The organism is Polaromonas sp., from assembly GCF_031411155.1.
In the GTDB taxonomy this organism is placed as follows: Bacteria; Pseudomonadota; Gammaproteobacteria; order Burkholderiales; family Burkholderiaceae_C; genus Polaromonas.
Genome location: NZ_JANOAL010000020.1, coordinates 22,137 through 29,135, shown reverse-complemented (window position 1 = coordinate 29,135; position 6,999 = coordinate 22,137). Strand labels below are relative to the sequence as shown.

Below are 6,999 nucleotides of genomic sequence, written 5' to 3'. Positions count from 1 at the left end.
CAACGAGCACCGCATGCGCGCCCTGGGCTTTGGCAGCTTTGGCTACAAGCTCGCGGCCTTCACGCTGGCCGGCAGCCTGGCCGGGCTGGCGGGCTACCTGTGGGGTATGCAGACCGGCTACATCAACCCCGAGCTGATGGGTTTTCACATGAGCGCGCACGCCATCATGATGGTGATCCTGGGCGGCATGGGCAACTTTGCCGGCGCCATCGTCGGTGCCTTTGCCTTCGAATACCTGCTGCATGTCTTCAAGGACCTGCCGCAGCTCGGCAGCGTCAATCTGGGCAAGCACTGGCAACTCTGGATGGGGCTATTCATCGTGCTGCTGGTGACCTTTGCACCGCGCGGCTTGCTCGGGCTGGTTGAACGTTTGGGCAAACGCAAGGAGCTGCCGCATGAGTGAAGTCCTCCTGTCTGCCAAAAACCTGACCAAGCGCTTCGGCGGCCTGGCGGCGGTCAACGACGTTTCCGTCGATCTCTGGCGCAACCACATCCACGCGGTGATTGGCCCCAACGGCGCCGGCAAATCCACCCTGACCAACCTGCTGTCGGGCGATTTGCCGCCGACCTCGGGCTCGATCATGCTGGGCGGGCAGGACATCACCGGCTGGCCCCCCGAGAAAATCTCGGGCCGCGGCCTGGGCCGCAGCTACCAGAAGACCAACATCTTCTTGCCCTTCAGCGTCTGGGAGAACGTCCGGCTGGCGGCCCAGTCGCGCACGCCGCATGCCGCGCGCTGGCTTCAAAATGCTACAGATTTCATAGCTGTATCGGCGCGTACAGAAAGGGCTATCGAGCTTTCCGGCCTGAAAGACCGGAGAAAAAGCATCGCCGGCACGATCAGCCACGGCGAGCAGCGCCAGCTGGAGATCGCCATGACGCTGGCGACCGAGCCGCAGGTGCTGCTGCTGGACGAACCGCTGGCCGGCATGGGGGTGGCCGAGGCCGAACGCATGGTGGCGCTGCTGCTGGCCATCAAGAAGGAGCACGGCATGCTGCTGGTGGAGCACGACATGGACGCGGTGTTCACGCTGGCCGACCGGCTGACGGTGATGGTCAATGGCCAGGTGATTGCCAGCGGCAGCCCGGCCGAGATTCGGGCCGATGCCGGCGTGCAGGCGGCGTATTTGGGCGAGGAACACGCATGAACACCAATTTGTTGATTGACGCGCGCGAGCTGCACACCTACTACGGGGCCAGCCACATCCTGCGCGGCATCGATTTCAGCGTGGCGCGCGGTGAAACGATTGGCCTGATGGGCCGCAACGGCATGGGCAAAAGCACCTTGCTGAAAAGCCTGATGGGCCTGGTCAAGCCGCGCTCGGGCTCCATCGCCATTGCCGGCCAGCCGATGCTGGGGCGCGCGCCGTATGAAATTGCCCGTCTCGGCATCGCCTACGTGCCCGAGGGCCGCGGCATCTTTGGCAACCTCAGCGTGACCGAGAACCTCAAGATGGCGGCGCGCGCCGGCAGACCCGGCAGCGCCGCTGACGGCGTGGGCCGCAGAAACGACTGGACCTATGAGCGGGTGCTGGAGACCTTTCCGCGCCTGAAGGAGCGCCTTAACCACGGCGGCCAGCAGCTCAGCGGCGGCGAGCAGCAGATGCTGACGATTGGCCGGGCGCTGATGACCAACCCGGACGTGCTGATTCTGGACGAGGCGACCGAGGGCCTGGCGCCGCTGATTGCGCGCGACATCTGGCGCATCTGCAAAATGGTGCGCGAAACAGGGATCAGCAGCGTCATCGTCGACAAGAACTGGAAGCATGTCACGCAGATCACCGACCGCAATGTGATCCTGGTCAAGGGCGAGGTGGTGTTCGAGGGCAGCTCTGACGAGCTGCAGGCCCGGCCGCAGTTGCTGCAGCAGTACCTGGGTGTCTGATTCCTAAAGCAGCGGGCGCAACTCGCGCGCCGCATCCAGCAGCAGCGGCAGCAAATCGCGGCGCATGGCCTCGGCGCTCATGCGCTGCGGCGAGGTCACCACGTTCAGCGCGGCCACCGTTTGCCCCCGCATGTCGCGCAGCGGCACCGCCAGCGCATGCACGCCGACCTCATGCTCTTCGCTGGCCAGGCAGTAGTCGTCCAGGCGAACCTGGTCAATCGCGCTTTTGAGCTTGCGCGGGTCGGTGGTAGTGTGCAGGGTCAGCCGGGTCAGGTTGCCGGCCTCGGCGCTGGCCTTGAGCCAGGCGTTGACCTCGCTTTTGGTCTTGGCCGCCAGCAGCACGCGCCCGGTGGAAGTGGCGTGGGCCGGCAAACGGGCGCCCAGGTGCAGGCCGTAGGCCAGCACCCGCACCAAAGCCGTTTTGGCGTCGGTGGAACCCTTCCATTCAACACCGCTGCGTCCAATGATGACGACCTCGCCGCCATCCAGCACCGCCACTGAAAACGACGCCTGCACCTGCGCCGCCAGACGATTCAGTTCAGGTTGAACGACCCGCGGCAAACGCGCGCTTGCCAGATAACTGCCAGAAAACCGCAGCACCTTGGCCGCCAGCCAGAAATAGCTGCCGTCGGTTTCCAGGTAGCCCAGGTGCGTCAGCGTCAGCAAATGGCGGCGCGCTGCGGCCCGGGTGATGCCGGCCCGCTCGGCCGCCAGCGTGGCGTTCAGGCGCTGGCGCTGGGTGTCAAAACTTTCCAGCACCGCCATGCCCTTGGCCATGCCCTCAATCATGTCGGCCTTGGCGATGGGAAAGCTGCTGAGCCCGGAAACGGTTTTGGCGGTGACCATTGCGCGATCATCGCACAAGTACCTCAAACATCGTGCAAAAGCCGATCGCGCCGGCGGGTTTGCGCCCGATTCGCCCGGTACGCTAGCCAGCCAAGTCAATCCATTCAACAGACGGAGACAAGACATGCGAGTACAGGTAGCCATCGTGGGCGGCGGCCCGGCCGGGCATTTGCTGGGCCAGTTGCTGCACCGGGCCGGCATAGACGCCATCGTGATCGAGCAGCGCAGCCAGGACTATGTGCTGGGCCGCATCCGCGCGGGCGTGCTGGAGCAAGGCACGACCGAGCTGCTGGACGAACTTGGCGTGGGTGCGCGCATGCACCGCGAGGGCCTGGTGCATGGCGGCTTTTCGCTCGACTTTGATGGCGCCCATCACCGCATTGATCTGCAGCAACTGACCGGCGGCAAACAGGTCATGGTCTACGGCCAGACCGAGCTGACCCATGACCTGATGGATGCGCGCGCGGCGGCCGGCTTGAAGACCGTCTATGAAGCTGAACAGGTCAGCCTGCATGACTTTGACGGCGAACATCCCAAAGTCCGCTATACCAATGGCGGCGTTTCTTATGAGGTCGAATGCGACTTCATTGCCGGCTGCGACGGTTACCACGGCGTGAGCCGGGCCAGTGTGCCGGCCAACTCGCTGCAGACCTATGAGCGCGTCTACCCGTTTGGCTGGCTCGGCATTCTGGCCGACACGCCGCCGGTGTCGCACGAACTGGTCTACACCAACCATGCGCGCGGCTTTGCGCTGTGCAGCATGCGCAGCCCCAGGCGCAGCCGCTACTACCTGCAGTGTTCGCTCGATGACAAGGTCGAGCACTGGAGCGACGCCGCCTTTTGGGACGAGCTGCGCCGCCGTCTGGCGCCCGACCTGGCCGAGCGCCTGGTGACCGGGCCGTCGATTGAAAAAAGCATTGCGCCGCTGCGCAGCTTTGTAGCCGAACCGATGCGCTTTGGCCGGCTGTTTCTGGCCGGCGACGCCGCGCACATCGTGCCGCCCACCGGCGCCAAGGGGCTGAACCTGGCCGCCAGCGATGTGCGCTACCTGGCGCGCGCGCTGGCCGAGTTTTACGCCGGCAGCCGCACCGGCCTGGACCACTATTCGGACACCTGCCTGCGCCGGGTCTGGAAAGCGGTGCGCTTTTCCTGGTGGTTCACCTCGCTGATGCACAAGTTTCCCGATACCGGCGGCTTTGGCCAGAAGGTGCAGCACGCCGAGCTCGACTACCTGATTCACTCGCCGGCGGCCGGCGCTGCGCTGGCCGAAAACTATGTGGGCCTGCCGCTGGAGACCTGGTAAGGGCCGACGGCCCCTGGTCAATGTGCTATCAAAACAATAGCTGCATGGGCACGCTCTATATGGGCTAGCGGCATAATTCGTTGATAAATGGTGTAAAGTGGCCGTCCATGACACCTGCCACCCGTACCCTGCCCGCCAAAACACCGCCACGCCTGCAGCCGCTCAAGGGCGTGCGGGTGCTGAGCCTGGCGCTCAACCTGCCCGGCCCGGCGGCGCTGATGCGATGCCGCCAGATGGGCGCGCGCTGCGTCAAGCTGGAGCCGCCCGGCAGCGCGGCAGGCGCATCCGGTGCGTCGGGCGACCCGATGGCACAGTACAACCCCGGCGCCTACGCCGCCCTGCACGAAGGCGTGCGCACCGGCGTGGCCGACCTGAAAACCGACCAGGGCCAGAAAGCCCTGCACCGCGAGTTGAGCAAGGCCGATGTGCTGATCACCTCATTTCGGCCCTCGGCGCTGGTCAAGCTGGGTTTGAACTGGCCGGCGCTGCACCGCCAGTACCCACAACTGAGCCAGATCGCCATCGTCGGCAGCCCGGGCGCACGCGCCGAAGAGCCCGGCCATGACCTGACCTATCTGGCCGAAAACGACCTGGTCACCGGGCTGGATTTACCACCCACGCTGTACGCCGACATGGGCGGCTCGCTGATGGCCAGCGAGGCCGTGCTGCAGGCGGTGATGCACCAGCGCGGCAAGGGCAAAGGCGTCTTTCTGGAAGTCGCCCTGTCCAGCGCGGCGGGCTACCTGGCGCTGCCGCGCGCCTGGGGCCTGACCCGGCCCGGCGCCGCCGTGGGCGGTGGGCACGCCGGTTACCGCGTCTACCCCTGCCAGGACGGCCGCGTCGCCGTGGCCGCGCTTGAGCCGCATTTTGCCGCCCGCCTGTGCGCCGCTGCCGGCGTGGCGGCCAGCAGCATCCAGGCCTTGCTGGCCCCCGCCACCCACCAGGCGATTGCCGCCTTCTTGCTGACGCAAACCCGCCGGCAACTCGACAAACTGGCCGCGGATCAGGACATTCCGCTGCACACACTGCCGCCCTGAAAGCCCGACGCCCAGGCGACAGCGGGCTAGCCACCGGGCCGTCCCTCAAGCGACAATGATTGTCTTGTTAGTCACTCAAAAGACAGGCTATGGACGATCCTATTCTTACGATGGATGAAAGAGAGGCGATCAACAGTGGTCGCTGGTTTTCATCCCTGTCCCCATCGCTGAGGCACGACATACTTCGATGCGCCTACGTCAAACGCTACAAAGACGGCGAGCTGATTGCCGCCCGCGGCGAGCCGCCGGAAGAATGGATCGCCTGTGCCAAGGGCGCGGTGCGGGTCAGCTCGACCTCGATTTCGGGCAAGCAGATCACGCTGACCTATGTCGAGCCCGGCATCTGGTTTGGCGATGTGGCGATTTTCGACGGCGACCGGCGCACGCACGACGCCTATGCGCATGGCGACACCACGATTTTGTGCGTGGCCAAGGCCGATTTCCGCAAGATTCTGGCCGCGCATGTGGAGCTGTACGAAGCCATGCTGCGCCTGCACGCACGCCGTATCCGCCAGCTGTACGGCCTGGTGGAAGACCTCAATACCCTGCCCCTGCGCGCGCGCCTGGCCAAGCAGCTGCTGCACCTGGTGCGCAGCTACGGCATTGCCAGCCTGTCCGACGCCAGCGAGGTGCGCATCGGCCTGCAACTGGCGCAGGAAGAGCTGGCCCAGTTGCTGGGCGCCTCGCGCCAGCGCGTCAACCAGGAGCTCAAATCGATGGAGCGCGAAGACGCCATCCGCATCGAGCCGGGCGGCTTGGTGGTGCGCAACCGCGCCATTCTGCTGCGTATTTCTGAAGCCGAGATTGAGAAATAGATCATGAGCAACTTTGACCACTTTGTCGGAACGCGCGCGGTATCGGGCCAGCAGGCCTTTGACATCGAGGCTCTGACCGCCTACCTGGACCAGCACTTGCCCGGTTTCAGCGGCCCGCTCACGGCGGAGATTTTCAAGGGTGGCCAATCGAATCCGACCTACAAGCTGATCACGCCGGGCAAGTCGTATGTGATGCGCGCCAAACCCGGCCCGGTGGCCAAGCTGCTGCCTTCTGCCCATGCGGTGGAGCGCGAGTTCAAGGTCATGCGCGGCCTGCAGGGCACCGATGTGCCGGTCGCCCAGATGCACTGCCTTTGTGAAGATGAATCGGTGATAGGCCGGGCTTTTTACGTGATGGAGTTCGTCGAGGGCCGCGTGCTGTGGGACCAGTCCCTGCCCGGCATGACGAATAGCCAGCGCGGCGAGATTTACGACGAGATGAACCGCGTGATTGCGGCGCTGCACAAGGTCAAATTTGCCGAGCGCGGCCTGGCCGACTACGGCAAGCCCGGCAATTACTTTGAGCGCCAGATTGGCCGCTGGAGCAAGCAGTACCTGGCCTCCATCACGCAACCGATACCCGAGATGGACAGCCTGATGCAATGGCTGCCGGCCCACATTCCGGCCAGCGCGCGCGATGACAGCATGGTGTCCATCGTGCATGGCGACTTCCGGCTCGACAACCTGATGTTTCACCCGACCGAGCCGCGCGTGCTGGCGGTGCTCGACTGGGAGCTGTCCACGCTGGGTCACCCGCTGGCCGATTTCAGCTACCACTGCATGGCCTGGCATATTCCGCCGGGCGCGTTTCGCGGCATTGGCGGGATCGATGTGGCCAGCCTGGGCATTCCGACCGAGGCCGAGTACATCCGCCGCTACTGCGAGCGCACCGGCCTGACCACGCCCGAGGCCCTGCAGGCCGACTGGAATTTTTACCTGGCCTACAACCTGTTTCGCATCGCCGCGATTTTGCAGGGCATTGCCAAGCGGGTCGAGGCCGGCACGGCCTCCAGCGCCCAGGCCGTCAGCTCGGCCGCCGGGGCGCCGCTGCTGGCCAAAATGGCCTGGGGCTTTGCCCTGCGTAGCTGAAGCCAGCCCAGCCGAATCGATTTT

General features: G+C 65.1%; 8 protein-coding genes and 1 pseudogene. 8 read left to right on the top strand and 1 reads right to left on the bottom strand.

Annotated features, from left to right (window positions below):
- From RMO23_RS00925 to RMO23_RS00915, 4 genes and pseudogenes are all read left to right on the top strand, one after another.
- Positions 1-403: branched-chain amino acid ABC transporter permease (locus RMO23_RS00925; RefSeq protein ID WP_309678147.1), on the top strand; the 403-nt coding region annotated here is incomplete at its 5' end.
- Positions 396-914: pseudogene (locus tag RMO23_RS00920) on the top strand (ABC transporter ATP-binding protein); the annotation flags it as partial. The gene RMO23_RS00925 and the pseudogene RMO23_RS00920, both read left to right, overlap by 8 nt.
- Positions 915-929: 15 nt before the next feature.
- Positions 930-1,148, top strand: coding sequence for a hypothetical protein (locus RMO23_RS19645; RefSeq protein WP_405041539.1), 219 nt, complete (start codon positions 930-932; stop codon positions 1,146-1,148).
- Entirely contained in the window at positions 1,145-1,885 is a 741-nt protein-coding gene (locus tag RMO23_RS00915) for an ABC transporter ATP-binding protein (RefSeq protein ID WP_309678144.1), read from the top strand. The genes RMO23_RS19645 and RMO23_RS00915 overlap by 4 nt, the downstream gene beginning before the upstream one ends.
- 3 nt (positions 1,886-1,888) lie before the next feature.
- Here RMO23_RS00915 and RMO23_RS00910 read toward each other — a convergent pair whose 3' ends face one another.
- A complete protein-coding gene (locus RMO23_RS00910) occupies positions 1,889-2,731 on the bottom strand; it encodes an IclR family transcriptional regulator C-terminal domain-containing protein (RefSeq protein ID WP_309678142.1) in 843 nt (280 codons plus the stop codon).
- A gap of 124 nt (positions 2,732-2,855) precedes the next feature.
- On the opposite strand from RMO23_RS00910, the gene pobA reads away from it, so the two are divergent.
- The 4 genes from pobA (at position 2,856) to RMO23_RS00890 (ending at position 6,975) form a co-directional block, all read left to right on the top strand.
- Positions 2,856-4,034, top strand: coding sequence for a 4-hydroxybenzoate 3-monooxygenase (gene pobA, locus RMO23_RS00905; RefSeq protein WP_309678141.1), 1,179 nt, complete (start codon positions 2,856-2,858; stop codon positions 4,032-4,034).
- Positions 4,035-4,141: 107 nt separating this feature from the next.
- Positions 4,142-5,071, top strand: a complete 930-nt coding sequence (locus RMO23_RS00900) for a CoA transferase (protein WP_309678140.1) — start codon at positions 4,142-4,144, stop codon at positions 5,069-5,071.
- 89 nt (positions 5,072-5,160) lie between these two features.
- Positions 5,161-5,886, top strand: coding sequence for a Crp/Fnr family transcriptional regulator (locus tag RMO23_RS00895; protein WP_309678138.1), 726 nt, complete (start codon positions 5,161-5,163; stop codon positions 5,884-5,886).
- Between the two features lie 3 nt (positions 5,887-5,889).
- Positions 5,890-6,975: a phosphotransferase family protein gene (locus tag RMO23_RS00890; protein ID WP_309678136.1), complete on the top strand. Its 1,086-nt coding sequence runs from the start codon at positions 5,890-5,892 to the stop codon at positions 6,973-6,975.
- Positions 6,976-6,999: the final 24 nt, after the last annotated feature.

Coding starts and splice junctions, on each gene's coding strand:
- RMO23_RS19645 (WP_405041539.1), top strand. CDS start 930: ATGGGGGTGGCCGAGGCCGAACGCATGGTGGCGCTGCTGCTGGCCATC.
- RMO23_RS00915 (WP_309678144.1), top strand. CDS start 1,145: ATGAACACCAATTTGTTGATTGACGCGCGCGAGCTGCACACCTACTAC.
- RMO23_RS00910 (WP_309678142.1), bottom strand. CDS start 2,731: ATGGTCACCGCCAAAACCGTTTCCGGGCTCAGCAGCTTTCCCATCGCC.
- pobA (WP_309678141.1), top strand. CDS start 2,856: ATGCGAGTACAGGTAGCCATCGTGGGCGGCGGCCCGGCCGGGCATTTG.
- RMO23_RS00900 (WP_309678140.1), top strand. CDS start 4,142: ATGACACCTGCCACCCGTACCCTGCCCGCCAAAACACCGCCACGCCTG.
- RMO23_RS00895 (WP_309678138.1), top strand. CDS start 5,161: ATGGACGATCCTATTCTTACGATGGATGAAAGAGAGGCGATCAACAGT.
- RMO23_RS00890 (WP_309678136.1), top strand. CDS start 5,890: ATGAGCAACTTTGACCACTTTGTCGGAACGCGCGCGGTATCGGGCCAG.